The 26,642-nt window shown below is 58.0% G+C and carries 27 protein-coding genes; 20 read left to right on the top strand and 7 right to left on the bottom strand.

The features are described from left to right. Positions 1-82 precede the first annotated feature (82 nt). Positions 83-1,369 carry a homoserine dehydrogenase gene (locus PH5382_RS09380; protein ID WP_058334243.1) on the bottom strand — a complete coding sequence of 429 codons (1,287 nt, stop codon included), beginning with the start codon at positions 1,367-1,369 and terminating at the stop codon, positions 83-85. A 154-nt stretch (positions 1,370-1,523) separates the two neighbouring features. Beyond that, the gene (locus PH5382_RS09375; protein WP_231751836.1) at positions 1,524-1,787 is read right to left on the bottom strand and encodes a hypothetical protein; all 264 of its coding nucleotides are present in this window, start codon (positions 1,785-1,787) and stop codon (positions 1,524-1,526) included. A gap of 129 nt (positions 1,788-1,916) precedes the next feature. On the opposite strand from PH5382_RS09375, the gene PH5382_RS09370 reads away from it, so the two are divergent. Beyond that, on the top strand, positions 1,917-2,504 hold the full coding sequence (locus tag PH5382_RS09370; RefSeq protein ID WP_058334241.1) for a TetR/AcrR family transcriptional regulator: 588 nt from the start codon (positions 1,917-1,919) through the stop codon (positions 2,502-2,504). A gap of 39 nt (positions 2,505-2,543) precedes the next feature. Here PH5382_RS09370 and PH5382_RS09365 read toward each other — a convergent pair whose 3' ends face one another. Continuing rightward, positions 2,544-3,470 carry a pirin family protein gene (locus PH5382_RS09365; RefSeq protein ID WP_058334122.1) on the bottom strand — a complete coding sequence of 309 codons (927 nt, stop codon included), beginning with the start codon at positions 3,468-3,470 and terminating at the stop codon, positions 2,544-2,546. Positions 3,471-3,587: 117 nt separating this feature from the next. Next, positions 3,588-4,775 carry a 4Fe-4S double cluster binding domain-containing protein gene (locus PH5382_RS09360; RefSeq protein ID WP_058334121.1) on the bottom strand — a complete coding sequence of 396 codons (1,188 nt, stop codon included), beginning with the start codon at positions 4,773-4,775 and terminating at the stop codon, positions 3,588-3,590. Positions 4,776-5,010: 235 nt separating this feature from the next. On the opposite strand from PH5382_RS09360, the gene PH5382_RS09355 reads away from it, so the two are divergent. Further along, entirely contained in the window at positions 5,011-5,484 is a 474-nt protein-coding gene (locus PH5382_RS09355; RefSeq protein ID WP_156414876.1) for a hypothetical protein, read from the top strand. Positions 5,485-5,597: 113 nt separating this feature from the next. Here PH5382_RS09355 and PH5382_RS09350 read toward each other — a convergent pair whose 3' ends face one another. From PH5382_RS09350 to PH5382_RS09340, 3 genes are read right to left on the bottom strand one after another with little or no spacing between them, the layout of a single operon-like run. Beyond that, entirely contained in the window at positions 5,598-6,197 is a 600-nt protein-coding gene (locus tag PH5382_RS09350; protein WP_058334120.1) for a TadE/TadG family type IV pilus assembly protein, read from the bottom strand. A 3-nt stretch (positions 6,198-6,200) separates the two neighbouring features. After that, entirely contained in the window at positions 6,201-6,740 is a 540-nt protein-coding gene (locus tag PH5382_RS09345; RefSeq protein ID WP_058334119.1) for a TadE/TadG family type IV pilus assembly protein, read from the bottom strand. Further along, positions 6,737-8,368, bottom strand: coding sequence for a pilus assembly protein TadG-related protein (locus PH5382_RS09340; RefSeq protein ID WP_058334118.1), 1,632 nt, complete (start codon positions 8,366-8,368; stop codon positions 6,737-6,739). Before PH5382_RS09340 ends, PH5382_RS09345 begins: the two co-directional genes overlap by 4 nt. A gap of 348 nt (positions 8,369-8,716) precedes the next feature. On the opposite strand from PH5382_RS09340, the gene PH5382_RS09335 reads away from it, so the two are divergent. The 18 genes from PH5382_RS09335 to ribD all read left to right on the top strand — a co-directional run bounded on the left by PH5382_RS09335 (position 8,717) and on the right by ribD (position 26,568). Further along, positions 8,717-10,147, top strand: a complete 1,431-nt coding sequence (locus PH5382_RS09335) for a Glu/Leu/Phe/Val family dehydrogenase (RefSeq protein WP_058334117.1) — start codon at positions 8,717-8,719, stop codon at positions 10,145-10,147. 599 nt (positions 10,148-10,746) lie between these two features. Then, complete coding sequence (locus PH5382_RS09330; RefSeq protein ID WP_058334116.1) at positions 10,747-12,000, top strand: sarcosine oxidase subunit beta family protein; 1,254 nt, start codon at positions 10,747-10,749, stop codon at positions 11,998-12,000. Positions 12,001-12,069: 69 nt separating this feature from the next. After that, entirely contained in the window at positions 12,070-12,351 is a 282-nt protein-coding gene (locus tag PH5382_RS09325) for a sarcosine oxidase subunit delta (protein WP_058334115.1), read from the top strand. After that, a complete protein-coding gene (locus tag PH5382_RS09320; protein WP_058334114.1) occupies positions 12,348-15,293 on the top strand; it encodes a sarcosine oxidase subunit alpha family protein in 2,946 nt (981 codons plus the stop codon). Before PH5382_RS09325 ends, PH5382_RS09320 begins: the two co-directional genes overlap by 4 nt. Further along, positions 15,286-15,831 (top strand): sarcosine oxidase subunit gamma, encoded by a 546-nt coding sequence (locus tag PH5382_RS09315; RefSeq protein WP_058334113.1) that lies wholly within the window; start codon positions 15,286-15,288, stop codon positions 15,829-15,831. The genes PH5382_RS09320 and PH5382_RS09315 overlap by 8 nt, the downstream gene beginning before the upstream one ends. 36 nt (positions 15,832-15,867) lie before the next feature. Beyond that, positions 15,868-16,206, top strand: coding sequence for a hypothetical protein (locus PH5382_RS09310; RefSeq protein ID WP_058334112.1), 339 nt, complete (start codon positions 15,868-15,870; stop codon positions 16,204-16,206). A 1-nt stretch (position 16,207) separates the two neighbouring features. Further along, positions 16,208-18,247, top strand: coding sequence for a DNA primase (gene dnaG / locus PH5382_RS09305; RefSeq protein WP_058334111.1), 2,040 nt, complete (start codon positions 16,208-16,210; stop codon positions 18,245-18,247). A gap of 128 nt (positions 18,248-18,375) precedes the next feature. Continuing rightward, complete coding sequence (rpoD, locus tag PH5382_RS09300) at positions 18,376-20,367, top strand: RNA polymerase sigma factor RpoD (protein ID WP_058334110.1); 1,992 nt, start codon at positions 18,376-18,378, stop codon at positions 20,365-20,367. A gap of 98 nt (positions 20,368-20,465) precedes the next feature. Beyond that, positions 20,466-20,936: a hypothetical protein gene (locus PH5382_RS09295; RefSeq protein ID WP_156414875.1), complete on the top strand. Its 471-nt coding sequence runs from the start codon at positions 20,466-20,468 to the stop codon at positions 20,934-20,936. Positions 20,937-20,957: 21 nt separating this feature from the next. Then, positions 20,958-21,389, top strand: coding sequence for a thiol-disulfide oxidoreductase DCC family protein (locus PH5382_RS09290; protein ID WP_058334108.1), 432 nt, complete (start codon positions 20,958-20,960; stop codon positions 21,387-21,389). Continuing rightward, on the top strand, positions 21,386-21,916 hold the full coding sequence (locus PH5382_RS09285) for a DUF4166 domain-containing protein (protein WP_058334107.1): 531 nt from the start codon (positions 21,386-21,388) through the stop codon (positions 21,914-21,916). Before PH5382_RS09290 ends, PH5382_RS09285 begins: the two co-directional genes overlap by 4 nt. 143 nt (positions 21,917-22,059) lie before the next feature. Then, positions 22,060-22,359 carry a hypothetical protein gene (locus PH5382_RS09280; protein ID WP_058334106.1) on the top strand — a complete coding sequence of 100 codons (300 nt, stop codon included), beginning with the start codon at positions 22,060-22,062 and terminating at the stop codon, positions 22,357-22,359. Between the two features lie 249 nt (positions 22,360-22,608). Further along, positions 22,609-23,019 (top strand): DOMON domain-containing protein, encoded by a 411-nt coding sequence (locus PH5382_RS19440; RefSeq protein ID WP_082645615.1) that lies wholly within the window; start codon positions 22,609-22,611, stop codon positions 23,017-23,019. A gap of 242 nt (positions 23,020-23,261) precedes the next feature. Further along, positions 23,262-23,702 carry a hypothetical protein gene (locus PH5382_RS09275; RefSeq protein WP_058334105.1) on the top strand — a complete coding sequence of 147 codons (441 nt, stop codon included), beginning with the start codon at positions 23,262-23,264 and terminating at the stop codon, positions 23,700-23,702. A gap of 88 nt (positions 23,703-23,790) precedes the next feature. After that, entirely contained in the window at positions 23,791-24,213 is a 423-nt protein-coding gene (locus PH5382_RS09270) for a hypothetical protein (protein ID WP_058334104.1), read from the top strand. A 70-nt stretch (positions 24,214-24,283) separates the two neighbouring features. Next, positions 24,284-24,739, top strand: coding sequence for a secondary thiamine-phosphate synthase enzyme YjbQ (locus tag PH5382_RS09265; RefSeq protein WP_058334103.1), 456 nt, complete (start codon positions 24,284-24,286; stop codon positions 24,737-24,739). 139 nt (positions 24,740-24,878) lie between these two features. Next, on the top strand, positions 24,879-25,346 hold the full coding sequence (gene nrdR, locus PH5382_RS09260; RefSeq protein WP_058334102.1) for a transcriptional regulator NrdR: 468 nt from the start codon (positions 24,879-24,881) through the stop codon (positions 25,344-25,346). 124 nt (positions 25,347-25,470) lie between these two features. Beyond that, entirely contained in the window at positions 25,471-26,568 is a 1,098-nt protein-coding gene (ribD, locus tag PH5382_RS09255) for a bifunctional diaminohydroxyphosphoribosylaminopyrimidine deaminase/5-amino-6-(5-phosphoribosylamino)uracil reductase RibD (protein WP_255354100.1), read from the top strand. The last annotated feature ends 74 nt before the right edge of the window (positions 26,569-26,642 follow it).

Here is a 26,642-nt window from a genome sequence, read left to right as displayed (position 1 = left end):
TTGGCGGGAAGGCGCGCTCTGTGCTCTGAAGGGAGCAGATTTGCGCGCCTTTTTCGTCTTTTCGCTCCGATTGGGCGGCAAATTACAACTCTTCGATGCGCAGGGCGACGGGGTCGCCATCCACGACACCGGTGTCTGCCAGGGCTTCGATCGCAATATCCAGCATTGCGGAGGTGCATTTGTGAGTGACGATCAGCACCGGGGCGGTGGGCTCAGAATGGCCGTATTGGCGCATCCGGTCGATGGAGATCCCCGCATCCCCCAACACGGCAGCGACCTTGGCCAGCGCACCGGGTTTGTCCTGAAGTGCCAGACGCAAATAGTAAGGGGCAGGCAGTCCGGTTTGTGCGGCCGGGATGTGCTGCAAGGTGGTGGCGGGCTGGCCAAAGGTGGCAATACGCAAGCCGCGCGCGAGATCGCAAATGTCTCCCAGAACAGCGCTGGCGGTAGGGCCTTCGCCGGCACCAGGGCCGCGCAGCACCACTTGTTCGACTGCGTCGCCTTCTATCACCACCATATTGGTGCCGCCTTCGAGCTGACCCAGGGGCGAGTTTGCAGGCACCAGGCAGGGCGTCATGCGTTGTTCCAGCCCGCGGGCGGTACGTTGGGCAACCCCAAGCAGTTTGATCCGGTAGCCCATATCGGCGGCATGGCGGATATCATCCAGCTCTATGCGCTGGATGCCCTGCAGCACCACGTCGTCAAAGGCGGGTTTGCTGCCAAAGGCGATCGACGACAGCAGCGCCAGTTTGTGGCCTGCATCAATGCCGCCGACGTCCAAGTTTGGATCAGCCTCGAGATAGCCGAGGCGGGCGCATTCGTCGAACAACACATTGTAGCCTTCGCCGGTGGCCTCCATCCGGGTGAGGATATAGTTGCAGGTGCCGTTCATTACGCCCATCACCCGGGTGATCTGATTGCCGGCCAAACCTTCGGTCAGAGATTTGATCACTGGGATGCCGCCAGCGACAGCTGCCTCGAAACGGATCACCTGACCTGCGGCCTCGGCTTGTTCTGCGAGGGCCTGACCGTGGATGGCCAAAAGTGCTTTGTTGGCGGTGACCACATCCTTGCCAGAGGCAAGCGCTGCCTCGGTTGCCTCTTTGGCAGCGCCTTCGTGGCCGCCCATCAGTTCGACAAAGACGTCGACATCATCGCGTTTGGCCAATGCCACTGGGTCACTTTCCCAGGCATAACCGGTCAGGGCGACACCGCGATCCTTGTCGGCGTCGCGGGCAGAAACGGCTGTGATCACCACAGGGCGACCGGTGCGCATCTCCAGCATTTCAGCCTGGCGGCGGACGATTTTGACAACGCCCACGCCAACCGTGCCCAAACCTGCAATCCCAAGACGAAGCGGTTTTGTCATAGCCGGAGATCCTTTTTTATCCATCTGTGTTGTCCCGCCTTAGCGGGTTCAGAGAAAGGGTGCAACGGCGCTGGCAAAAGCGCCGGGAAATAAGGAGTGATTGCCCAAATAAGAAAGGGTGGCTTGCGCAGATTTGATGCGGTCGCAGCTGGGGTCAGTTGGTTGCCCGGCGCAGCGCCTCGGCGCGGCGTTCCAGCCTGTTGCTGCGGGCCTCAAGCTCCTGTTCCAATTCCAAAGCCTGGTCCTGTGGTGCAGGCAGCGGTTCCAGCAGCTGATCAATCGGCGCCAGATCAGGATAGTCCGCTTTGCGCAGGGCAGGCGAGATGCGATTTTCAAGTTCCGGCTCGTTGGTGCAGCCGGTCAGCAATCCAATCGCAAGAACAGCACATATTGGCAGCAGAGCAAGAGGACGGCGCATATCACATTTCCTTTGAGATGCCCCTTGATGCACAATTGTCAGGATAGGCACAAGCTGGGCCTTTGCGTTGGGGTGTTTTTACCGCTTGGGGGCTTTTTTCTGAACAAATGTTCAGTTACCGTCATTGCCATGGCACGTACTCAAGGTTCTCATTCCGATATCACTGGCCCGCGCATTCGTGATGCGGCGCTGCATCTGTTTGCGCAGCATGGCTATGCTGCGGTCTCGATGCGCCAGATCGCCAAAGAGGTCGGGGTGCAGGCTGGGGCTCTGTATAATTACACGCCAGACAAACAAAGCCTGCTGCATTCCCTGATGGAGGGCCACATGCGCGAGTTGCTGGCGGCCTGGCAGGCCGCTGCCAAGCCCGATGATGCCATGGCGCAACTGGAGGCATTTGTGCGCTTTCACATCGGCTTTCACATGCAGCGCCCGGATGCGGTTTTCATCGCCTATATGGAGCTGCGCAATCTGACCGAGGAAAATTTTGCCGCAATCGAGACCCTGCGCCGAGCCTATGAGGACGCGCTGGAGGCGGTGCTGAAGCAGGGGGTCGCGACGGGGCAATTCACCATCCCGGACACCAAGATCGCCACCCTTGCGGTGATTGCCATGCTGAACGGGGTGATGACTTGGTATCGCAGTGGCGGCCGTCTGTCGCTGGACGAGGTTGAAAGCGTCTATTGGGACATGGTGCGAAAATCAGTCACCGCTTGAAGGGCGCATTGGGCGGAGAAACTCCCCGCCCGAGAGGTGTTAATGTGTCGGAGCAATGAAGGTTCCATTGCGTAGATCCTTGAAGGCCTGCTGCAATTCGGCCTTTGTATTCATCACGATGGGGCCGTGCCAGGCGACAGGTTCATCAATTGGCGCGCCTGAAATCAGCAAGAAACGCAGCCCGTCAGGGCCTGCCTGCACGGTGACCTCATCGCCGGTGCCAAACCGTACCAGAGTGCGATTGCCTGACAGGTCGCGGATATTGACCTCTTGGCCTGCGACTTCCTTTTCCAGCAGCACGCCCTGCGGAGCAGAGGCATCGACAAAGGCACCGGCCCCCTCAAACACATAGGCAAAGGCGCGCCGGTAGGTGTCGATGCGAAAGGTCTTGGTCACCCCAGCCGGAACCGAGACATCAAGATACTGGGGATCCGCGGCAATGCCATCCACTGGGCCGCGTTTGCCCCAGAACTCGCCGGTGATCACCCGCACCCGGGTGCCGTCATCATCGATAACTTCCGGGATCTCGCGCGCGGCCACGTCCTGATAGCGCGGGGCGCACATTTTCTGGTCCCCAGGCAGATTACCCCAGAGCTGAAACCCGTGCATCTGTCCCTGTGCGTTGCCGCGCGGCATTTCCTGATGCAGGATGCCGGATCCAGCCGTCATCCATTGCACATCACCAGCCCCAAGACTGCCGGTATTGCCAAGAGAGTCGCTGTGTTCGACCTCGCCGGACAAAACATAGGTGATGGTTTCAATTCCGCGATGCGGGTGCCACGGGAAACCCTGCATGTAGTCGACAGGATCTTCGTTGCGAAAATCGTCAAACAGCAAAAAGGGGTCGAGTTCACTCGGATCCTGAAAGCCAAAGGCGCGGTGCAGTTTCACACCCGCCCCTTCGAGCGTGGGTCGGGCAGCCCGGGTTTCGAGAATAGGCCTTGCTTTGCCGGATTGAAGGGACATGTTCCGCCTCCTGAGGGGTTGGTGCCCCCAATAGCTAGGACGCTACATGGTTTCACAAAACCCCGATCTCATCACCACGTCTGCGCGAAAATGCACAGATATGGTCAGGCGCAAGCCTCACTTTGAGCCTTTTTGGCTCTGCGCCCACCAGTCTCCGGGCTTCAGGCGGGTGCCGTGTTTTTCTGCCAGCCGCAGAGCCAGTTTGCGAAACCGGGACAGGGCCAGTCGCAACCACAGGCGGTTGACTGGCTTTTCATAGTCGCGGTTGAACGGGCAGACCCGCATGCAGATGGCGCAGTCCGAGGCCATCTTGGCCCAGAAGGAAAAGCATTTCTCTGCGTTCGAAGTCCATTTGCGCACGCCTTTGATGGCCGAGACATTGCTGCCGCCTTCTTGCGGTGGGCCAAAGGGCAGCGCCTTGACCGGGCAGGCCTCGGCGCATTTGGTGCAGATATCGCAAAAGGCGCGCACACCTTTGGGTTTGGGGGCATCATGGGCCAGCGGCAGATTGGTGAAGATCTTGGAAAACCGCAGACGCGGGCCGTACTCTGGCGTGATGACCATCTGATTGCGGGCATATTCACCGAGACCAGCCTTGACCGCATAGGGGATCACCAGACCCGTGTCGTTCATCGACGGAACGGCCTCGTAGCCGAGATTGCGGATATAGGCGGCCAGCTGCATCACCACCGAGGCCTCGTGACTGTATTCGCGCCCGGTCGCAGCTCCGGCCAGCGCCGAAGGGTAGGTGGCCACCAGATCGGCTTCCATCTCGTGGCCCAGAACGATCACTGTGTTCAGCCCTTCGGGCAGATCATGCGGGGCTTCTGAAAAATCACGGGTATCCACGCGGGAGGCATAAAGCCAGCGTTCATCCAGATCAGTGATTCCGCAGAGATCGGCGCCAAAAAACTCTGCAATGCGTTTCACTTCGGCGCTCATGCGGGCAGGGTCTTCGACCTCCAAAGGGTCAGGTGCGACGGGGGTGTCGTTTTGAATCGGAGCCTGAAACCCCTCGCGGATGCCCTGATCACCGCGCCGGTTGGAAATCACATCCGACACCAGCCAGGCTGCATTGCGCAGGGCAAAATCGCGCTGCGCAAACCCGTCACCACGCCGGGGTGCTGCCTCCATGCGATAGGAGGCAAAGAATTTGGCGGTATGTTTGGATGTGACGCTGGGGTCCCAAAAGGCGCGGGTGAAGATATCGTTGCGCTGCGTGAAGCGTTCGAAATTATCTGAGATCTCGATGCCAGCAGCGGCATCACTGTCTTGGCGCGGGGGGGTATTTTGTGGCCAGCTCATGGCGCGACGATAGTGAGGCTAAGTGGCGCGCACAATAGAGCTGTTTCAGTTTTTGTCGTTGCAGTGCCAAGGTCGGCTGCTCTTGTGGGAAGCGAAGTTCAGACGGGATTGGAGTGGGGCTGTTCGTTTTTGTAAATTCAGGTTATGCCTCCCGCCAGTGTCCGGCCAGAGGTTGGGCCGACCCATGGCGCTGACAAAAGGAGTGCTGTGACAGATGATGGCAGGAGAACAACGGATGACAGACGAAGTCTTGGTAACGGTTGAGGCCTCGGGTCTGCGGCGTGTCATGGGCGTGAGCATGCTGGCCGTAATTGGTGCGACATTGCTCTATGTTGCGGTTGCCACGCCGCCATCCATGGGGTGGTTGGTGTTTTTGCTGGTTGTCGGGCTGGGCGCGCTGTGGCTGGCCGTGCGTATGTGGCAGGCCACAGAGCACCAGATTGAGCTGACCGAACGTGAGCTGCGTTGCACCGACGGGACCGTCATTGCTCGGGTGGAAGACATCCAGACCATTGATCGTGGTTTTTTTGCCTTTAAGCCCTCGAACGGGTTTTTGATCCGCACTGCGACACCCGGAAGTCGGATCTGGATGCCGGGTCTGTGGTGGCGCGCAGGGCGTCGTATCGGCATTGGCGGTGTGACGCCGGGCTCGCACAGCAAGGCGATGTCGGAAATCCTCGCCGCCATGATTGCTCAGCGCAGCCTGTAGCCAGCAGTGTCTGTAACTGCCCCGCCCTGATTGGTGTCAGACTAAGTCTGAAGTCCTGATTGGTGTCAGACTAAGTCTGAACCGGGCCAAGCCTGAAACAGTTCAAGTCTGCATCAATCCAGCTCGTCTGATCCATCGTTGTGATCGCCACCGCCCAGGTCTTCGCCTTCGAAATGTACCAGCGGTGCAAAACGGGGGCGGGTAAAGACAAAATTGTTGATGTCCAGATCCGGCAGGCCGACCTTGAAGGCGGGCACCATCTCGTTGCGGGTTTCCACCAGAATTACGCGTTCTTCGTCGGGCATGGCCGGCAGGTCATCTTTGACCTCGCTGATTGTGCTGTTGGTCCAGACTGGCAGATTGCTGCCGCGTACCTTTGACCAGTCCACATAGTAGCGATTGTTGTCTTCGTCCCAGCGCACCACCGAGACCCGAAGCGAGATCTGCGAATCCGACCGGATCAGCAGTTTGGTCATCTCGTACATGCTGTCGATATAGGTCTCGTTCAGCGTTGTCGTCTCGCGTGAGATCAGATCCGAAACGGTATAGGCGGCTTTCAGATTGACGCTTTCCTGACGGAAGGCATCAAAAAAGGTGTAGATTGCCGCAAAGAGCCACAGAAGCAGCGGAACATAGAGAGCGAATTCAACGGAGACCAGACCGGAGGTCTCTTGCCGGAAGGCGCGCAGGCGCTGGAGGAAAGCATGTAACATGGCTTATCTTGGCTCCTGAACAAAGGCGGAGGACGCAAACAGGCTGACCCGTCCATCGCTGTCTTTTCCCAGATCTCCGCCCAGGCCCCAGTCAGAGAACATCGGGCGGAACTTCATGCAGGCGCGGATCAGCATCAGTTCGTTGGATTGTCCGCCGGTAAAGTTGCGTACAGGCTGGACGTCTTCGACCTTGCTGATGCAATCGGGCTCTGGATCGACGCCTGCCCAGGCGAAGGGATCCAGCTGCACCATTTCCAGTCGCAGCGAGGTGCTGCAATTGTCGATAAAGCCGGAAACCTCGCAGACCTGATCGCGGATTGCGTCATGCTGTGGCACCGCACCAGTCGAGAGGCGAATGCTACGGACCGTGATGTCCAAGGCGCGTTCAAGCTGGGATTGGCGGATATTGATCAGCCCCAATTCGACCGTGGACATCAGGATCATCAGGAAGGCCGGGATGAGGATGGCAAATTCCAATGTGGCATTGCCATCTTCTTCGCGCCGGAACCGGCGCAGGGCGCGAAGGGGTCCATGTTGGGTCATTGGGTCAACCTCAGTTGGCGGATGGAGGTGGCGATCGATGCAAAGGCATCATTGATTTCCAGCCCGTCCACATCGAAGTAATGAGCATCAGAACTGGCGCAGTCTCTCAGGACGGCGACACCGTTGCTGGGGGCCTCAAAGCCGATGGTATAGACGATGACCCCTTTAGCCTTGGCGGCCGTGCAGATGCTGCGGGTGCGGGCGTTCTTGGTCGAGTTGCCGTAGGAGCCAAAAACGTCATAGTACCACTTGTTGCGCGCATCATAGAAATCCATCCACTCATCGTAGATGTAGCGATACAAATATTTTAGCGAGGTGCGGGCGAACAGTTCGGCGTAGGTCAGATTGACAGCGGTGCCTGATTCACTGCCTTCATTGCCATAGGGATGGTCGTACCAGCTGTTGTTGTAGTGAAAGAAGTAGCGTCCGCCATACCGGGAGTCATAGGTCGAGTAGGATTTGTAGTGTGAGTTGTACCATACACCGCTGAAACCATCCCGGTATTCATCCTCGACATAGTATTGCGACGTGTTCTGACCGTCGGTCATCAACACGATGATCTTCAATGTGTCGGAGTCAGTATAATCTGCTGGGCGCTCGGTGAAATCAGCAGGAACCGAGGTTTCAAACCCTGTGGAAAGGGCGTGAATTGCCGGTCTTGCAGTTGGATCCAGCAGCGAGGTGCCCCATTTCATCCCGATATCGATCGAGGTGTTGCCGCCTGCCGACAGGTTCTGAATGAAGGTCTTCAGCTTGGTTGCGTCTTTCTGGAACGGCAGGATCTGGCGGCTGTCACGATCGTCGCAAACCGGACTCCTGACCAGATTTTGAGTGCTGTAATAGGTTCGCATGTCCCGGTTGCTATACCCCCAAGGGGTGAAATGCATCGAGGCTTCCAGGGACTGGCTGGTCGGCAATGACGCAGAGCTGAACTGAGATCCTTCAAAGTTTACACAATTGGAATAGTCGTTCCCGCCGGTGGTCGTGTATTCGCCGAACAGGTCATCCGGCAGGGAGACCTGGGTTGCGTAGGGCACGATCGATACCGACATTTTGCCATCGGTGGTATTGGCCACCATAGTGTCGATAAAATCTTTGGCTGCGGATTTCAGGTTGGTGAGACGGCTGTTGGAATTCATCGACCCGGATACGTCCAGCACCAGAGAAATCTCCAGCCCGTCGATGCTTTCCTCGGCTTTGGACGTTGCATAGACTGGTAGGTCACCGCCGCCGGAAAACTTCAGCAGGTGGGCTTCGAATGTCTGGTCGATTGTGGCCTGCACCCGTTTGTAGCCAAGGCCCGACTCGACGATCGGATCCTGATAATAGTCACCCAGGCCGGCCTTGTTCAGGTAGTCCTTGACGACAATGGCCGGGGCTAGGGTCTGATCGAGGTCAGCCGCAGCCAGTACTGCGCGGTCAAGCGTGTATTGCAGGATGGTGCGGTCGCGCTCCATCCGCATCAGATCCACGCCAATCCCGCCAACCGCCAGCATCGATAGAAAGAAGGCAACCGTGGGATAGGCCATGACGCCACTTTCGTCCTGTCGAAAGGCGCGCAGATGTGCAGCGCCTTTTTGCAGGACATTGTATGGCAGAGCTGTAGTAGTCTTGGAACGCAGGGTCATGGACAACAGCCTCATCTGCCCCGTGGATTCAGGGCGTCAGTGTGGAACGAGATTTCGTGTTGTTCATATTTGGTTGGGGAAGATGGCGGAAATGGGGCGCGGTTAGGTCCATTTAGTTTCAATTTTCTTAATGAGTGAGGCAATCTTTAACCGATGCCGCTGACTGTTCACGATTTGTCAACAAAGGAGCCTGGCCGTCCTGCTTTGAAAAAACAGAATCAGTATGCGATGGCGTTCCGAAAAATCTTTGGAAGGGAATGGTCAAAAAGGTCGCACTCTTTAAACTTCCGTGCATAGAGTTGCCGTAACGATAGGAATCAGTCGTTTTAAGAGTACGGAGAACCGCCCATGAGCAGCCCCCAAGAACCCAGTTTCCGCGAAAGCGTTGACCTCATGTTCAACAGAGCCGTCGCACTGATGGATCTGCCACCTGGGTTGGAGGAGAAAATTCGCGTCTGCAATGCCACCTATACGGTGCGTTTCGGGGTGCGACTGCGGGGTGAGATGGTGACCTTTACCGGCTATCGTTCGGTGCATTCCGAACATATGGAGCCTGTAAAAGGTGGTATCCGCTATGCCATCAACGTGCATCAGGATGAAGTCGAAGCCCTTGCGGCACTGATGACTTATAAATGTGCCCTCGTGGAAGCGCCCTTTGGTGGATCCAAGGGGGGTCTGTGCATTGACCCGCGCAAATACGAAGAACATGAGCTGGAACTGATCACCCGTCGTTTCGCCTATGAACTGGCTAAGCGCGACCTGATCAATCCCAGCCAGAACGTGCCAGCCCCCGATATGGGCACCGGCGAGCGCGAGATGGCCTGGATTGCTGATCAGTATCAGCGCATGAACACCACCGACATCAATGCAAAGGCCTGCGTGACCGGCAAACCGCTCAATGCGGGCGGCATCGCCGGCCGGGTCGAGGCCACCGGTCGCGGCGTGCAATATGCCCTGCGGGAATTCTTCCGTCACCCGGAAGACGTGGCCAAGGCCGGTCTTGAGGGCAAGCTGAAGGGCAAGCGCGTCATCGTGCAGGGGCTTGGCAATGTGGGCTATCACGCGGCCAAATTCCTCAGCGAGGAAGATGGCTCTTTGATTACCGGTATCATCGAACGCGATGGTAGCCTGTACCGTGCCGAAGGTCTTGACGTGGAAGCTGTCCACAACTGGATCGTTAAACATGGCGGCATCTCTGGCTACCCGGATGCCAAACTGACCGAAGACGGGGCAGAGCTGTTGGAGCAGGAGTGCGATATCCTGATCCCGGCGGCACTGGAGGGGGTGATCAACCTCACCAATGCAGACCGCGTCAAGGCACCGCTGATCATCGAGGCCGCCAACGGTCCGGTGACTGCGGGTGCGGATGAAATCCTGCGCGAAAAGGGCACGGTGATCATTCCGGACATGTATGCCAATGCCGGCGGTGTGACGGTGTCATACTTTGAGTGGGTCAAGAACCTCAGCCATATTCGTTTTGGTCGCATGCAGCGACGCCAGGAAGAGGCGCGTCACCAGCTGGTGGTGGACGAATTGGAGGGGCTTTCGGACAGCATGGGCAAAACCTGGACGCTGAACGAGGGCTTCAAAGAGAAGTATCTGCGCGGTGCCGATGAGTTGGAGCTGGTGCGCTCGGGGCTCGATGACACCATGCGGATTGCCTATCAGTCGATGCGCGAAGTCTGGCACAGCCGTGATGACGTGACCGATTTGCGGACTGCGGCCTATCTGGTTTCCATTGGCAAGGTGGCCGCCAGCTATCGCGCCAAGGGGCTCTGAGGTTTTGCACAAAGCTCTGGCCAGTTTTCTGGTCTTTTTGGCGGGCCTTGTGCCCGCCATTTTTTTGTCGAGGCGCCGACTGATATCCATACAGCCTTGAGGGCCTTAAAAGACTTAAAAGACTTAAGAAACTTAAGGGACTTAAGGGACCGGGGGTGTGTGACCATTACAAGATGGCAGAGCGCACAGGTGGCTCAGAGGTCAAGCATACAGGTTTTGCCCTAAGTTGAAGGGGCTATAACGGAAGCCAATGGCCTTTTTAGCGAGTGCGGGAGGGCGGGGAGCTGTGCTGCCGAGACGTTGAATTTTCGTTGTACATCTCTTGAAAAATAGCGGGGCCTGTTTGGCTGGATGCAGAAGGCTGGCGTGGTTGAAGGTGCCAGCCTGGTTTTGACCATGGTTCATAAGCGGCACGGCACGTCGCGCTTCGAGCTAGACACATGTGTCTGTTTCCTGTGCAAAGACCAGCAAGAGCACGCCTGTTGTGGAAAATTTTACCTCTGGGGCTAGGCGGCTTGCGGCAAAGCCGCTAGCAATATCACAGGTTTATCATCGTCTGTTGGCAAAATCCGGACGGGATACGAACGGGGAGGGGCGTGATGCGGTTTTCTGGATGGCGGGTGCTCAAAGAGGGGCTGACCGGTAACAAGGGTTGGGGCCCGCATTGGCGTGACCCGGAACCCAAACGCGAATATGATGTGGTGATCATTGGCGGTGGCGGTCATGGGTTGGCCACGGCCTATTATCTGGCGGCAGAACATGGCATCACCAATATCGCCGTGTTGGAAAAAGGCTATCTGGGCGGCGGCAATGTTGGCCGCAACACTACCATCGTGCGGGCGAACTACTATCTGCCAGGCAACTCTGAGTTCTATTCTCATTCTCTGCGATTGTGGGAAAGCTTGGAACAGGAGCTGAACTACAATGCGATGATGTCGCAGCGGGGGATCCTCAATCTCTATCACAATGACGGGCAACGGGATGCGGCTGTGCGGCGTGGTAATTCCATCATCAATCAAGGGGATGATGCGGAGTTGCTGGACCGTGACGGGGTGCGTAAATTGGCGCCCTATCTGAATTTTGACAACAACCGCTTTCCGATCATGGGCGCGCTGATGCAGCGCCGCGCTGGCACTGCACGCCACGATGCGGTGGCCTGGGGCTTTGCCCGCGGGGCGGATATGCGTGGGGTCGATCTGATCCAGAAATGCGAAGTCACCGGCATTGATGTCGAGGGTGGCAAGGTTACTGGCGTGCAAACTGCACGTGGGCCGATCCGCGCCAAAAAGGTGGCGCTGGCGGCGGCTGGGCGCAGCTCGCAGGTGGCAGCGATGGCGGGACTGACCCTGCCGATTGAGAGCCATGTCTTGCAGGCCTTTGTCACGGAAGGGGTGAAGCCGCTGATTGATCAGGTGATCACCTTTGCCGAGGGGCATCTTTATATCAGCCAGTCCGACAAGGGCGGGCTGGTTTTTGGCAGCTATCTGGATTTCTACGCATCTTACGCAGCGCGCGGCAACCTGCCGATGGTGGAACACACGATGGAGACCTGCGTGGCGATGGTGCCTGCGGTCAGCAAGGCGCGCCTTTTGCGCAGCTGGGGCGGGATCATGGACATGACGCCAGATGGCTCGCCCATTATTGATCACTCGCCCATTGATGGCCTCTATCTCAATTGCGGCTGGTGCTACGGCGGCTTCAAGGCGACCCCCGGATCGGGCAATGCCTATGCGCATCTGATTGCTACGGATCGCCCGCATGGGGCTGCGCGTAAATTCAAACTGGACCGGTTCCGGTCTGGTCATGGCCTGATGGACGAGGAGGGCACCGGTGCGCAACATAATCTGCACTAGGCCTTGGGGGTTGATCAGTGAGACCTCTGGCGGAGGTATTTGGGGCAAGATGAAACGGGAGCGTTGGTCATGAGGATCACCTGTCCGCATTGTGGTGAGCGGGATCGCCGCGAATTCTATTACAAGGGTGCAGCCCTTGATCGTCCCGCCGAAGATGCAGAGCCTGAGGCATGGCATGCCTATGTCAATCTGCGGGAAAATCCGGCAGGGCCACTGGCTGAGCTTTGGTACCACGAGATGGGTTGCGGTAGCTGGCTTACTGTTATGCGTAACACGGCGACGCATGAAATCCTGGATGTGCGGCTAGCGTCAGACGCTGAGCCGGGTGCAGCTTCGGGAGGCAAGCCATGAGGATTGCAGGCAAGGGGCTTTCGACGCAGCCAAAATCGGTCAGCTTCACGTTCAACGGGCGCCATCTGATGGGGCAGGAGGGCGATACATTGGCCTCGGCGCTGCTGGCCAATGATATTCATCTGGTGGGGCGCTCGTTCAAATATCACCGTCCGCGCGGCATTCTGACCGCAGGCAGCGAAGAGCCGAATGCGCTGGTCACCGTCGGGCATGGCACCTGCCAGGACCCCAATCAGCGTGCCACCACGCAGGAGCTGTTTGATGGGCTGGAGGCGCGCAGTCAAAATTGCTGGCCGTCGGTGGAACATGATATTTTGGCGCTGAACAATCTGGCCGCGCCGTTTTTTAGTGCCGGTTTTTATTACAAGACTTTCATGTGGCCAGCCGCCTTCTGGGAAAAACTCTATGAGCCGATGATCCGTCGCGCTGCCGGTCTGGGGGCGCTGTCTGGAGAAGCGGATACCGACAGCTACGAGAAGGCCTATGCCTTTTGCGATCTTCTGGTCATTGGCGCAGGTCCTGCCGGGCTGATGGCGGCTTTGACCGCTGGGCGGGCAGGGGCGGACGTTCTTCTGTTGGAAGAAGACAGCCGCATGGGCGGGCGTCTTTTGGTGGAGCAGGAAGAGATCGACGGCCTGGCGGCTGTCGATTGGGTTGAGATTGTGCTGGCTGAGCTGAGGTCGATGGACAACGTGCGCTTGATGACCCGAACCTCTGTCACCGGGGCCTATGATGAGGGCACCTATGGCGCGCTGGAGCGGGTGAGCCATCATCTGCCGCGCAGTCATTCCCTGAAAGGCAGTCATCGTCCGCGCGAATGTTTCTGGCGCATTGCTGCCAAGCGGGCGGTCTTGGCCGCCGGTGCGATCGAGCGGCCTGTGGCTTTTCGCAACAATGACCGTCCCGGCGTGATGATGGCGGGAGCTGTGCGAGCCTATCTCAATCGTTGGGGCGTGGCCCCGGGAGAGCGCCTGACGGTTTTTGCCAACAATGACGATGCCCATCGCACGGCGCGTGATCTGGCGCAGGCCGGGGTGCATTTGGCAGCCGTGATCGACAGTCGCCATGACGCGCCGGACAGTGATCTGTTCCCGGTGATCAAAGGGGCACAGGTGTGTAATTCGTCAGGCGGACGACAGCTCGAAAGCATTACTGTGCGCTCGGTGCGTGGGGAAGAAAAGATCCAGACCGACTGTCTGGCGATGTCGGGGGGGTGGAACCCTTCGGTGCATTTGACCTGCCATTTGAATGCACGTCCAACCTGGCAGCGGGATCTGTTGGCATTTGTACCGACGCCGGGCGCGGTGCCGGGTTTGCGTACGGCTGGGGCCTGCAACGGTGCCTTTTCTACCCATGGTGCCCTCAGCGAAGGTGAGGCGGCGGCTGCGGCGGCACTGGAAGACCTGGGGCTTGCGCGCGTGGCTGCAGCCTTGCCGCAAGCGGATGATGCGCCCTATCGCATTGCGCCGCTTTGGGCGGTGCCGGGCAAGGGGCGCGCCTGGCTGGACTTTCAGAACGATGTCACTGTTAAGGATGTGGCCCAGGCGGCAGATGAGAATTTCCGCTCGGTCGAACATATGAAGCGCTACACGACGCAGGGAATGGCCACGGATCAAGGCAAGAATTCCAATGTGGCAGCTTTGGCAGTGCTGGCGGATGTGACCGGACGGTCCATCCCGGAAACCGGCAGCACCACCTTTCGCCCGCCCTTTGTGCCTGTGGCCATTGGCGCCATGGGGGCCGGGGCGGCGGACCAGGGGTTCAAACCGCAGCGGTTTCTCACATCGCATGCCGTTGCTGAGGAACGCGGCGCCAGCCAGCTGGAAGTGGGGCTGTGGTACCGCGCGGCCTATTTCCCCAAACCAGGCGAGACCAGCTGGCGGCAGTCCTGTGATCGCGAGATCATGTATGTGCGCAATGCCGTTGGTATTTGCGATGTGTCGACCCTGGGCAAGATCGACATTCAGGGCGCAGACGCGGTCCGGCTGCTGGATTTTGTCTATACCAATACCTTTAGCACGCTGAAGCAGGGGCGGGTGCGCTATGGTCTGATGCTGCGCGAAGACGGCTTTGTCATGGATGACGGCACCACCGCGCGATTGGGTGAAAACCACTATGTGATGACCACTACGACGGCCGCCGCCGGAGAGGTCATGGCGCATCTGGAATTTGTGGCACAGGTGCTTCACCCCGAATGGGATGTGCGCTTTGCCTCGGTCACAGAGCATTGGGCGCAGTTTGCGATCGCAGGCCCCAAGGCACGGGCATTGCTAAACGGCCTGCTGGACCAGCCGATCGATGGCGACAGCTGGCCATTTATGGCCTGCGGTGAAGTCTCTGTCATGGGCATCAAGGGGCGGTTATTCCGGATCTCATTCTCTGGGGAGGAGGCCTATGAGCTGGCGCTGCCTGCCTCCTATGGTGACAGTCTGTTCCGCATCCTGCTGGAACGGGCTGAAGCGCTGGGCGGTGGCGCCTATGGAATGGAGGCGCTGAATGTGCTGCGGATCGAGAAGGGGTTCATCACCCACGCCGAGATCAACGGGACGGTGACGGCTTTTGATCTGGGCATGCAGGGGATGATGTCGAAGAAAAAAGACTTCATCGGCAAGGCGATGGCGGCCCGACCCGGCCTGATCGATGCGGATCGCATGCAGATGGTGGGGTTGAAGCCCGTTGGGGCGGTCAAAGAGTTGAGCGCAGGCGCGCATCTGTTCAACCCCGAAGACCCGGTGGAGCGGATCCAGGATCAGGGGTATGTCACCTCGGTCGGCTTTTCGCCCCTGCTTGGCCACATGATCGGGCTAGCTTTTCTGAAGGGCGGCGCGGGTCGCATCGGTGATGAGATCCGACTGGTTGACCATATGCGCGGCATAGATACGCTTTGTCAGGTGATGGAGCCGGTGTTTTACGATGTTGAAGGAGGTAAGGCCCGTGGCTGAACTGCTCGCAAAAACCGCCTGCGAGGGCCTGCTGCCGTTGCAAATTGCCGGGCTTACTCTGCATGAAGCAAAACCGGTGACGATGACCACGATTGCCGCCTACACAGGCCAAGCGGCAGCGCTGGACAAGGCGCTGAAAGCTGCCCATGGGCTGGGCTTGCCCACAGTAAACGGATCCAGCGCAGCTTCAGATGCGCGTGCTATCTGGTTTGGCCGGGACATGGCGCTGTTGCTGGGGCCAGAACCGGATGCGGGCCTTGCGCAATATGCGGCCCTGACGGACCAAAGTCAGGGCTGGGCCATGATGGAGCTGGTAGGCGACGGGGCCACAGATGTGCTGGCGCGGCTCTGCCCGGTCGATCTGCGGCTGTCGCAGTTTGCCGTGGGGGCCACGGTGCGCACAGAGGCCAGGCACATGATGGCCTCGGTGACACGCGTTGGCGAAGATGCCTTTATGATCACGGTGTTCCGGTCAATGGCGCGCACATTGCTACATGATCTGAAAACAGCGATGGAAGCCTGGGCGGCGCGCGGGTAATCTCTCTCAATCATCAACTGATTCCGGGAGCGATCCATGATCCGCATCACCCTCGCGGCCATTCTTTTGGCTACGCCTGTCTATGCAGCTGAAAAGAAAGAGGAAAGCTGCAAGTACCAGGGCCAGGTCATGGCCGCCGTTCAGGCCGCGCGTCTGGATCGCGTGAAACATGCTCAGGCAGAGCAGGTTATTCTCGACAGTAACCCCGCATGGCCCGCGCAGTATTCCAAGGCGATTCCGCAGCTTGTGTCGCATATCTATGCGATGAAGCGTCGTGACCTGAAAGTGACCGAATTTGGCCCCCTTCTCGAACAGCAATGTCTTGAGAACTGGGACCAGATCCAGGCGATGCAGCAACAGCTGAAATCCAACTGATATGTCTTTGACACCCGGCTTCATGGATGAATTGCGCAGCCGCATCAGCATCTCAGATGTTGTGGGGCGCAAAGTCATGTGGGATCAGCGAAAATCCAATATGGGCAAGGGTGATCTTTGGGCGCCCTGTCCCTTTCACCATGAAAAAAGCGCGTCTTTTCATGTGGATGACCGCAAGGGCTATTATTACTGTTTTGGCTGTCAGGCCAAAGGGGATGCGCTGAAATTCGTCCAGGAAACCGAGAATGTCGGCTTCATGGAGGCGGTGGAAATCTTGGCGCGCGAAGCCGGAATGGAGATGCCTGCGCGGGATCCCAAGGCACAGCAGAAACAGGACCGACGCACCCTGTTGATCGAGGTGATGGAACAGGCGGTGCAGTTTTTCCGTCTGCAGCTGAAAACGAACAACGCCGCAATGGCGCGCAGTTATCTGCAGCGACGCGGCCTGACGCCTCCGGCGCTGGATCGCTGGGAGATCGGCTTTGCCCCGGATGGCTGGCAGAACCTTTGGGATCATCTGCGCGGCAAGAATGTGCCCGAAGACCTGATCATGGCGGCAGGGCTTGCCAAGCCGTCAACCAAGGGCGGAAGATCCTATGATACCTTTCGCAACCGGATCATGTTCCCGATCCGGGATGCACGTGGGCGTGCCATTGCTTTTGGTGGTCGCGCAATGGATCCAAATGACAACGCCAAATACCTGAACTCGCCCGAGACCGAACTGTTCGACAAGGGGCGCAGTCTGTACAATCACGCCCCTGCACGTGCGGCGGCCGGGCGGGGCACGCCGCTGATCGTGGCCGAAGGCTACATGGATGTGATCGCGCTGTCCGAAGGCGGGTTTCAGTCCTCAGTCGCCCCTCTGGGAACGGCAGTGACGGAAAACCAGCTGCAGATGATGTGGCGCATGGCGGATGAGCCGATCATTGCACTGGATGGCGACACGGCCGGGCTGCGTGCAGCCATGCGTGTGATCGATCTGGCCCTACCACTATTGCAGGCCGGAAAATCCCTGCGCTTTGCGGTGATGCCGGATGGCCAGGATCCGGATGACCTGATCAAATCCAAGGGCCCCGAAGCGGTGAAGGCGGTGCTGGACCAGGCGATGCCCATGGTCAAATTGCTGTGGCAGCGCGAAACCGAAGGCAAGGTCTTTGACAGTCCCGAACGCAAGGCTGCTTTGGATAAAGCGCTGCGCGAAAAGATCAAACTGATCCGTGACCCCTCTATTCGCAAACACTACGGCGAAGACATCAAGGATCTGCGTTGGGACTTGTTTCGAGGCAATCGTCCCGAAGGCGCTGGCGGTGACTTCATGCAGGGGGGCGTGCAGGGCGGCAGGTCCGGCGATGGCTGGAAGCCAGGTCGCAAGGGCGGGTTTGGCGATGGCGCGCGCAAGCCCTGGAAAGGGCAGGGGGTAACACCTGCACCGCTTGCCAGTACCCGTAGCTCATTGGTGGCGGCGGCTGATGATGCGGCGCTGGCGCGGGTCCGCGAAGCTGTGGTGCTGGCGGTGGCGATCACCACACCAGATGTCATCGGTGAGTTCGAAAGCAATCTGGAACGGATGCACTGTGCCGATCCGGACCTTGGCGCGCTGCGTGATCAGGTGCTGCGCTATGGTATCGATGCATCAGTTGATGCTCCAATGGGCCTCAAGGATCGCATTCTCGACAACCTCGGGCCACTGGCTCTTGAAAACCTGATGACCCTTCGCCATGTGGCAATCATTCCGTGCCTGCGTAAACCCGGCGATACCGAAGCGGCCCGACTGACTCTGGCCGAAGAATTTGCCAAGCTGGAAGCAATGCGGGGGTTGGATGCAGAACTGGCCGAGGCCGCAGAGGATCTGACAGGGCTTGCTGATGAGGCATTGACCTGGCGTTTGAAGCAGGCTGCAGAAGCCCGCAATCGCGCTGTGCGCAGCGAGAATGAGGACAAGGCCACATATGATGTGGGCGAGAATGGAGCACGTCTTGATCGCGAAGAACGTGATGCCTTTGGCGCCCTTTTGGACAGAATTGGCTTTTCTCAAAAGTGATTCGTGAGGCCCACGAGTCGTTTTGCTAAGGAAGAGCTAAAGAAAATTCGCTAAACCGGGTGACGAATCACCAGATCGCGCTAATGATTCGCGCATCCGAATCGCCCAGCCTCTTAGGGGAGCAATGAATGGCCGCCAAAGATAACGACGACCGTAAGCCTGACGATCAGGACGCTGAAATCTCGCTGGACATGAGCCAGACCGCGGTCAAGAAGATGATCGCCGAAGCCCGTGAGAAGGGCTACATCACTTATGATCAGCTCAATCAGGTGCTGCCACCCGAACAGGTGAGCTCTGAGCAGATCGAAGACGTGATGTCGATGCTGTCAGAGATGGGCATCAATATTATCGAAGACGAGGAAGTCGAAGAGGAAGAGCAAAAGGGCTCGACCGAACTGGTTTCCGCCGATAGCCCGCGTGAAGTCGCTGTTGCCGGTGCCGCTGCTGAAAAACTGGATCGCACTGACGACCCGGTGCGGATGTATCTGCGCGAGATGGGCTCGGTTGAACTGCTCAGCCGTGAGGGCGAAATCGCCATCGCCAAGCGCATCGAGGCCGGGCGCAACACCATGATCGCCGGGCTTTGTGAAAGCCCGTTGACCTTTCAGGCGATCACCATCTGGCATGACGAACTTCTGTCCGAAGATATTCTGTTGCGCGACGTGATCGATCTGGAGGCCACTTTTGGCAACCAGATGGACGAAGACGGCGAATCCGATGAGCCGGTCGTGCCTGTCGCACCTGGCGCCGCCCCTGCGGCGCAACCCGCCAAGGAAGAAACCCAAGAGCTCGACGCGGATGGCAACCCGATTGCCTCGGATGACGATGATGACGAGGACGAGCAGGCGAATATGTCGCTCGCCGCGATGGAAGCGGCCCTGAAAGACCGTGTTCTGACGACGTTGGAGCGGATCTCAACCGATTTTGCCCAGCTGTCGGAGATGCAGGATAGCCGGATTTCGGCGACCCTCAATGAAGACGGATCGTTCAGTTCGCAGGACGAAAAAACCTATCAGGCGCTACGGTCCGAGATCGTCGAGCTGGTTAATGGGCTGCATCTGCATAACAACCGTATCGACGCCCTGATCGACCAGCTCTATGGCATCAACCGCCGGGTCATGCAGATTGACAGCTCGATGGTGAAGCTGGCGGATCAGGCCCGTATCAACCGTCGCGAATTCGTCGAAGCCTACCGGGGCCGCGAGCTTGACCCTAACTGGCTGTCGGACATGGGTGAAAAGCCCGGCCGTGGCTGGCAGATGTTCATCGAACGCTCCACCGAGAAAGTCGAAGAGCTGCGCGCAGACATGGCGCAGGTTGGTCAGTATGTTGGTCTTGATATCTCTGAATTCCGCCGCATCGTGCAGCAGGTTCAAAAAGGCGAAAAAGAGGCCCGTCAGGCGAAAAAGGAAATGGTCGAGGCCAACCTGCGTCTGGTGATCTCGATCGCCAAGAAATACACCAACCGTGGCCTGCAGTTCCTGGACCTCATCCAGGAAGGCAACATCGGCCTGATGAAGGCGGTAGACAAGTTCGAATACCGCCGGGGTTACAAGTTCAGCACTTACGCGACCTGGTGGATCCGTCAGGCCATCACGCGCTCGATCGCAGACCAGGCCCGCACCATCCGTATCCCGGTCCATATGATTGAGACCATCAATAAACTGGTTCGTACCGGTCGCCAGATGCTGCACGAGATTGGCCGCGAGCCAACCCCGGAAGAGCTGGCCGAAAAGCTGCAGATGCCGCTGGAGAAGGTCCGCAAGGTGATGAAGATCGCCAAGGAGCCTATCAGCCTTGAGACGCCGATTGGCGACGAAGAAGACAGCCAGTTGGGCGATTTCATCGAGGACAAGAATGCCGTGCTGCCGCTGGACAGCGCCATTCAGGAAAACCTCAAGGAAACCACCACGCGGGTATTGGCCTCCCTGACGCCACGCGAGGAACGGGTTCTGCGGATGCGTTTTGGCATCGGCATGAACACCGACCACACGCTGGAAGAGGTCGGCCAGCAGTTCTCGGTTACGCGGGAACGGATCCGCCAGATCGAAGCCAAAGCGCTGCGGAAGCTGAAGCACCCCAGCCGAAGCCGCAAGCTGCGCAGCTTCCTGGATCAATAAAGACATGGGCGTCTCCTCGGAGGCGCCCTTTTCACTGCTGCTATTCAATCGGGGCCGTCCTGATGCGATTTTTTTCACAGTTCCTTTTTTCTGCTGTCGTGAGCCTGACATTTGTTAGCAATCCGGTTGCTGCCTGCCCGGTTGGGGCAGAAACCCTGGTTTCCTGTACTTTGAAAAAGGGGCGCAAAGCCCTGCAAACCTGCCTACAGGGACATGAGGTCTCGTATGCCTTTGGTGCAAAGGGGGCGACCCCGGATTTGCAGCTGTCTCGGCATGTGAGCGAAGTCGATCTGCAGCCCTGGCCTGGGATCGGTCGCTCCATCTGGGAAGAGTTCACAGTTGAAAACCAAGGTGTGCTTTACCTTGTCCACTATGGGTTTGAGCGCAGGGGCGAAGAGGTCCAGTCTCCTCTCTATGGTGGTGTGACGGTTGTGCAGAATGGCAAGACACTGGCGCAATTGGATTGCGATGTCGGGTCCGTGACAAGCGCAGGCTACCCGCTGCCGCTTTTTGCGGCCAAGGAGGCCGTTGGTCAGACCTATGCTCATGAGAGCCAAAGCTGGCATTGATTTGAAAATACGGGGGGCTCCTTGGGGACCTGTAAGCAACCGGATTGTGATCTCATCGTCTTTGATGGCGAATGCGTGCTGTGCTCGCATTTCTTCCGGTTCATGCTGCGCCATGACCGCGCGCAGCGGTTTTCTTTTGCCACGGCACAGTCTGCGCTTGGCCAGCAGCTCTATCGTGAACGGGGGCTGCCGACAGACGATTTTGAAACCAATCTGGTAATTGTTGACGGTCAGACCTATCAGCGGTTGGATGCGTTTGCCGCCGCGATGCGGGCGCTGCCTGGGCTTTGGTGGATCCTGGGGCTGTGTCGGTTTCTGCCGGTCTGGCTGAAGGATCCGATGTATCATGCGGTGGCACGCAACCGCTATCTGCTCTTTGGGCGGACGGAAACTTGTCTGGTGCCGGATGACGATCTGCGCGCGCGTTTTTTGGATTGGAAACCAGCACCATGAGCGACGCATTTGGTGAGATCATTGCAGCCAAGGGCTTGCAGGTTCCGGTGCAGATTGCGCGGTTTCATCATAACACGGCTGGCAAGTACAGTGGGCGAGCGCAGGTGCAAACCGGGTCCTGGCTGGCGCGCTGCGTTACCCGTCTTGCGGGGTTTCCAGCCGCAGGACAGAATGTTCCCTTTGAGATCGAGGTCGCGCCACATGCCAAAGGCCAGATCTGGCGGCGACAGTTTGCATCTGCGGTTACCACATCCGTGCTGAGTTATGACCGCAGACGTGGCTGCGCCGTCGAGCGCTTTGGCCCCTTTGCCATTGATCTGACCCTTGAGGTTAAGGTTGACGATCTGTTGGTCCGGGTGATTGGCGCGCGGATCTTTGGCCTGCCTTTGCCTGGATGGATGAACCCCAGATCGGCTGCGCGTGAATTTGCTACTGCTCAAGGTCAGTTTGGCTTTGATATTTCTGCCAGCCTGCCGCTTGTAGGGCTGCTGATCCGATATCAGGGTGCATTTTTCATAGATACTTGAGGGGGTTCGCTTGATCCGTAGAGGATTGAATTAAGGATTAACCAATTGTTAATCGAATGCCTTGTTTGCAACCTCTATTGGCCTCTAAACTTGGGTGAATAGGTCGTGATGATCGAAGCTCTGTGCTGTCGTAAGGGGAAAAAATGTCTGCCAATCAAAACCTGAATGCTGCGCTTGGTGCTTTGGAAAGCAAACTTGAGACGCTGAAAACCCTGACGGATGCCAATCAATTCATGGTCGAAGCCCTGAAGGAGCAGGGGGAGGCATTGCAGGCCATGGCGGCAGGGCCCGCTCGGAAAATGCTGCGCGATCAAGCCCGAGCAAAGTTCAGCCCGGATGGTGGCAGTACCCCGAACCCGGCGGTCTTGGCGATCCTGGAAAAATCTCTCGGGTCTGGTCAGTCGGCACAGATCATTGCCTTCCCGGCTGCCGGAGGGGCGTAATCCCGGCTTGCAGGTCTAGCCCCTGGATTTGACCCAAGGAGTTGAACTGCAAACTTGGCGGGGCGTCTTGGCAATTTGGCTAGGCTCTCAGTTGATAAAGGTTGTCCGCGCTCTCTGTGAGATACACAAACGATGCCCTGAAGGCGACCTATCCGCAGGCGGGTATAGTTTTTGCGGTTGCGTCCCACCAGCCCTTGGAACCCTTTGACGGCTTGCATATATTTGCGTCAGATAGGGGACATATACACCATGAAACGACATCTGATCATGCTTTGTCTGGCAGCAGGTAGTTTGCAACCGGTTTCTGCTCAGGCTTTCACCGCCAAACCTGGAGTCCGAGTCAATCCGGTAGATTCCCAGGTTTTCGAAGTTATTCCGACATCGGGTGGAGATCTGCGGGATTTCTGGTGCGGCGCGGCAGAATACGCCCGTCGGGTCAAAGGTGCCGGCTGGACGGATCAGGTTTATGTCGTTCGCGGACGCGGTGCCAGTGTGACCACGGGGCGTCGGACTGCGGTTCAGTTCACCCTGTCGCCTGCTGAAGTTGCCGAGTTTCCAAGACCACAAGGGTGGTTGCGTTGGGGGATAAATCCAGGTGACAGGATGTCCGTGCAACAAGCACGCGGTTACTGTCATCAACGCGAGACCGAGCGACGCTAGCCCGGGGCTATTCGTTTTCAGATAGGGTGGCATCCGAAAAATATTCCGCGTGGCGTGTGCCGCCCGGTAGGTTGCAAGGACCTCTGGTCTGACTAAAGCCAGGCCAGAGGCTGAGGCGCAAACACGTTCTTGTCAGAAGGTCGGCTTGCACGGAACTGTGAATGGTCAGGCTCTGCTGAGATACTATTGTTGTTCGAGAACGCCCGGTTTGGGCGTCTATGCGCAATGTTAGGGGTGGTGCTATGAAGAATGTCTCACGGGTTTCATTGGTTTTTTCTGTTTTTGTTACAGCGGCTTTTTCTGTTCTGACACTTGGCTTTCCCGGCAGTGCCAGTGCGTTTACGTCTCGTGAGGGGACGCGTGTCAATCCGGTCAAGGATGGTGTTTACGAAGTTGTTCCTCGGTCTGGCGGGCATGGTCGGAGTTACTGGTGCGCAGCCGGAGACTATGCGCACCGTGCCCTCAAAGCACCCTGGGATGCGCGCATCTTTGTCTACAGAGGGCTCGGGGCAAGTGAGACCAGCAACCGCCGGTCCGCTGTGCAGTTCACACTGCAGGCTGGCTTGGCGGGTGGTGGGTCGGACAGCGGGCAGACTGGCAGCGTAAACAGCTTGGCGCGGGGCGATAGTCGGCTTGTGCGGGATGCCTATGCCTATTGCAATCAATTACCGGCGGGGTTTTGACCCTTTCTCTCCCAGTTCAGGCATTGGTTTGAGATAGGATCACGTTTCGTGCAGTTTGTAACCAGGACTCTTGGTAGAGGAGAACAACATGACACGGCGCATTCTAAACTTTGCTCTTTGTATGGCCGTAGCGCTTTCGGTTCCGGTCACGGCCGAGGCCTGGAGAGCCTGGAACCGGCACGAGGTTCTACCGGTTTCGCAGGGTGTTTGGGAGGTTGTGAACGAAGTGGGGTCGGGGGCGCAGGACTACTGGTGTGCCATCGGTGATTTTGCCATTCGACAGCTGCGGACCCAGGCGACGCAACGGATCTATATCTGGCGAGGTGTTGGACCGGCTGTGAACCGCCCGGGAAATAAATCTGTGCATTTTTCTCTGACCCCACCGCCAGGGGTGGATACCAAACCGACGGTCTCTTTGAACGTCAAGCATGTGGGCGACAATCGTAATGCTATGCTGGCCCGCAATCATTGCACCGATCGGCTTGGGGATCGGTTTTTCCCGTTCAACTAAACTGCAACTCTGGGTATCACAGCCCGGCTTTGACCTTGCAGCTGCTGCAGAGCTCCGGCAAGGCTGGAGGATGCAGAATGATTTTTTGATTTCGACCCAGGGTCAGGGTCTCTATGAGTTTACAGATGACTTGCGTCGCTGGCTTGCCTCAGGTGGTTGCAAGCAGGGGAGTGGGCTCAAGGCTGGGTCTGGGGCTAAATATGGCGTTCTCACCCTGTTTGTCCGCCACACCTCCTGTTCGCTCCTGATCCAGGAAAACGCCGATCCTGATGTGCAGAGAGATCTGCGCGCCTTCTTCAGGCGCTTGGTCCCCCCGAGCAATGATCCGAGCATGTCCTATCTTCGCCACACCTATGAAGGGGTGGATGATATGCCTGCGCATATCAAGGCGGCCATGATGCCTGTAAGCCTGACCATTCCAGTGCGTGATGGGGTATTGGCCCTTGGGACCTGGCAAGGCGTTTACTTGTTTGAACACCGGGATGCTCCGCACCAACGGCAGGTCGTAGCGCACCTTAGCCTCTGACAGGAAGCAAGGGGGAAAGATCGCTTTATCTTGCGGTTTCATTTCCCCTCTACCCAATTCCTAGCGGCTGCCCTATAGTTGTGGATAACTGTGCGCAACTACGCACAAATGACAGGTGTTGGGAAAAGGGGAACGGCTGATGCGCTGTCCGTTTTGTGGAAATATCGACACTCAGGTGAAGGATTCACGGCCTGCAGAGGATCACGTGTCGATCCGCCGCCGCCGCTTTTGTCCTGCCTGTGGCGGGCGTTTCACCACATATGAACGGGTGCAGTTGCGCGATCTGGTTGTCGTCAAGACCAATGGTAAACGCGAAGATTTCGATCGTGACAAGCTGGAACGTTCTATCCGGATTTCGATGCAGAAACGTCCGATTGATCCCGAGCGGATTGATCAGATGATCTCGGGCATTGTGCGGCGCCTTGAAAGCATGGGGGAGACGGACATTTCTTCCAAGAAGATCGGCGAGATCGTGATGGAGGCGCTGGCGCGGATCGACACGGTTGCCTATGTGCGCTTTGCAAGTGTTTACAAAAATTTTCAAGCGGCTGATGATTTCGAAGATTTTGTCCACGAACTTCGCCCGATGACACCTGGAGAAGACTGACCAGCTCTTGCCGTGCCGCATTGGCGCTGCGATAGGTCAGAGTAAGAGCAACCAGCAGGCCTATGCCGGGATTTTGACGAAGACCGGAACAGGACGCTGCTGAAAGTGAATTGGCAGATCAGACGTGACGGATACGGATACCAGGTACATGGCCTTGGCGCTTTCGCTTGGCCGACGCGGGCAGGGAAATTGTTGGCCCAACCCGGCGGTTGGCTGTGTGCTGGTACGAGATGGACGGATTGTCGGGCGCGGTTGGACCAAACCCGGCGGTCGGCCCCATGCAGAAACCGAAGCTCTGGATCAGGCGGGTGTGTTGGCGCGTGGGGCAACCGCCTATGTGACGTTGGAGCCCTGTTCGCATCAAGGCGCGACCCCTCCTTGTGCTCAGGCGCTGATCGACGCGGGTGTGGCGCATGTGGTGGCTGCCATCGGTGACAGTGATCCACGGGTGTCGGGGCAGGGGTTCGAGATGTTGCGCCGCGCCGGGATCACCGTGAAAACCGGGGTCCTCGCGGAGGAGGCTGCTTGCGATCATGCCGGGTTCTTTTACAAAACCGAACAGGGCCGCCCCTTTGTGACACTCAAAATGGCCAGTAGTTTTGATGGGCGTATCGCCACGGGCGCGGGCCAAAGCAAATGGATCACTGGCGTTGAGGCACGGCGTGCTGTGCATGCCATGCGGGCACGCCATGATGCGGTCATGGTGGGGGCCGGGACGGCACGGGCAGATGATCCGACGCTGACGGTGCGTGATCTTGGCGTTGTGCATCAGCCGGTGCGGGTGGTGACTTCACGCCACCTGGATCTGCCGCTGATCAGTCAGCTGGCGACCTCTGCAAAACATGTACCGCTGTGGCTGTGCCATGGGCAGGGAGCCGATGCAGAGCGCAAGCAGGCCTGGGAAGGTTTGGGCGCGCGATTGCTTCCCTGCGCCAGCAGAGGCGTGCAGCTGGACGCACATGATATCCTGCAGCAACTGGGCAAGGCTGGTCTGACGCGTGTTTTCTGCGAGGGGGGCAGCGCGCTTGCAGCGTCACTTCTGGCCTTTGATCTGGTGGATGAATTGATCGGTTTTACCGCCGGTCTTGGTATCGGCGCTGAAGGCCTGCCATCCATCGGCGCACTAGGTCTTGAACGTCTTGAAGCCGCGCCGCGGTTTGATCTGATCGAGACTGCGGCGGTGGGGGGCGATGTGATGCATCGTTGGCGGCGGTCCAGCTGAGCATTAATAGCCGCCATCGCTGCTGTTTGTTTGTATTCTTGATCCAGGTCCCGATCTCTGGCTTTCTCTCTATC

It is taken from the genome of Phaeobacter sp. CECT 5382 (assembly GCF_001457775.1).
GTDB lineage: Bacteria > Pseudomonadota > Alphaproteobacteria > Rhodobacterales > Rhodobacteraceae > Pseudophaeobacter.
This window is presented reverse-complemented; position numbering and strand designations above follow the sequence as displayed.

Excerpts from the sequence above, each read along its gene's own strand:
- PH5382_RS09355 (WP_156414876.1), top strand. The coding sequence starts at position 5,011 with ATGACAGACGAAGTCTTGGTAACGGTTGAGGCCTCGGGTCTGCGGCGT.
- rpoD (WP_058334110.1), top strand. The coding sequence starts at position 18,376 with ATGGCCGCCAAAGATAACGACGACCGTAAGCCTGACGATCAGGACGCT.
- PH5382_RS09310 (WP_058334112.1), top strand. The coding sequence starts at position 15,868 with ATGATCCGCATCACCCTCGCGGCCATTCTTTTGGCTACGCCTGTCTAT.
- PH5382_RS09280 (WP_058334106.1), top strand. The coding sequence starts at position 22,060 with ATGTCTGCCAATCAAAACCTGAATGCTGCGCTTGGTGCTTTGGAAAGC.
- PH5382_RS09345 (WP_058334119.1), bottom strand. The coding sequence starts at position 6,740 with ATGACCCAACATGGACCCCTTCGCGCCCTGCGCCGGTTCCGGCGCGAA.
- PH5382_RS19440 (WP_082645615.1), top strand. The coding sequence starts at position 22,609 with ATGAAACGACATCTGATCATGCTTTGTCTGGCAGCAGGTAGTTTGCAA.
- PH5382_RS09360 (WP_058334121.1), bottom strand. The coding sequence starts at position 4,775 with ATGAGCTGGCCACAAAATACCCCCCCGCGCCAAGACAGTGATGCCGCT.
- PH5382_RS09350 (WP_058334120.1), bottom strand. The coding sequence starts at position 6,197 with ATGTTACATGCTTTCCTCCAGCGCCTGCGCGCCTTCCGGCAAGAGACC.
- dnaG (WP_058334111.1), top strand. The coding sequence starts at position 16,208 with ATGTCTTTGACACCCGGCTTCATGGATGAATTGCGCAGCCGCATCAGC.
- PH5382_RS09275 (WP_058334105.1), top strand. The coding sequence starts at position 23,262 with ATGAAGAATGTCTCACGGGTTTCATTGGTTTTTTCTGTTTTTGTTACA.
- nrdR (WP_058334102.1), top strand. The coding sequence starts at position 24,879 with ATGCGCTGTCCGTTTTGTGGAAATATCGACACTCAGGTGAAGGATTCA.
- PH5382_RS09335 (WP_058334117.1), top strand. The coding sequence starts at position 8,717 with ATGAGCAGCCCCCAAGAACCCAGTTTCCGCGAAAGCGTTGACCTCATG.
- PH5382_RS09320 (WP_058334114.1), top strand. The coding sequence starts at position 12,348 with ATGAGGATTGCAGGCAAGGGGCTTTCGACGCAGCCAAAATCGGTCAGC.
- PH5382_RS09365 (WP_058334122.1), bottom strand. The coding sequence starts at position 3,470 with ATGTCCCTTCAATCCGGCAAAGCAAGGCCTATTCTCGAAACCCGGGCT.
- PH5382_RS09340 (WP_058334118.1), bottom strand. The coding sequence starts at position 8,368 with ATGACCCTGCGTTCCAAGACTACTACAGCTCTGCCATACAATGTCCTG.
- PH5382_RS09325 (WP_058334115.1), top strand. The coding sequence starts at position 12,070 with ATGAGGATCACCTGTCCGCATTGTGGTGAGCGGGATCGCCGCGAATTC.
- PH5382_RS09270 (WP_058334104.1), top strand. The coding sequence starts at position 23,791 with ATGACACGGCGCATTCTAAACTTTGCTCTTTGTATGGCCGTAGCGCTT.
- PH5382_RS09285 (WP_058334107.1), top strand. The coding sequence starts at position 21,386 with ATGAGCGACGCATTTGGTGAGATCATTGCAGCCAAGGGCTTGCAGGTT.
- PH5382_RS09265 (WP_058334103.1), top strand. The coding sequence starts at position 24,284 with ATGCAGAATGATTTTTTGATTTCGACCCAGGGTCAGGGTCTCTATGAG.
- PH5382_RS09370 (WP_058334241.1), top strand. The coding sequence starts at position 1,917 with ATGGCACGTACTCAAGGTTCTCATTCCGATATCACTGGCCCGCGCATT.
- PH5382_RS09380 (WP_058334243.1), bottom strand. The coding sequence starts at position 1,369 with ATGACAAAACCGCTTCGTCTTGGGATTGCAGGTTTGGGCACGGTTGGC.
- PH5382_RS09330 (WP_058334116.1), top strand. The coding sequence starts at position 10,747 with ATGCGGTTTTCTGGATGGCGGGTGCTCAAAGAGGGGCTGACCGGTAAC.
- PH5382_RS09375 (WP_231751836.1), bottom strand. The coding sequence starts at position 1,787 with ATGCGCCGTCCTCTTGCTCTGCTGCCAATATGTGCTGTTCTTGCGATT.